The organism is Myxacorys almedinensis A (assembly GCF_010091945.1).
GTDB lineage: Bacteria > Cyanobacteriota > Cyanobacteriia > Leptolyngbyales > Leptolyngbyaceae > Myxacorys > Myxacorys almedinensis.
On record NZ_WVIE01000081.1, the window covers coordinates 1 to 272 of the forward strand.

The 272-nt window shown below is 43.8% G+C and carries 1 pseudogene; it reads right to left on the minus strand.

The features are described from left to right. Positions 1-86: 86 nt before the first annotated feature. Positions 87-272: pseudogene (locus GS601_RS23040) on the minus strand (hypothetical protein); the annotation flags it as partial.

Here is a 272-nt window from a genome sequence, read left to right on the forward strand (position 1 = left end):
CGCTACTAGTTTCGTGCCTAGGAATTAGTCGGTGAAGTTGCGATCGCCCTTCTACCTGTGCCCGATACATCAATGGAATATACTCACTATTCGGCATCAGCTTGTCCTCCTTGATTTTGGTTGGGTCTAGGTTTCTTGTAGCGCTGAGTCCACCAAACCAAACTATCGCAAAGCTCTATTAGAATTGCTAATGTCACCTTACGCTGCTCCACATCGAATTCCCAAAGTTGCCCAGATATGTTTTGAATTTCATCAGTATCATTGGCATTAAT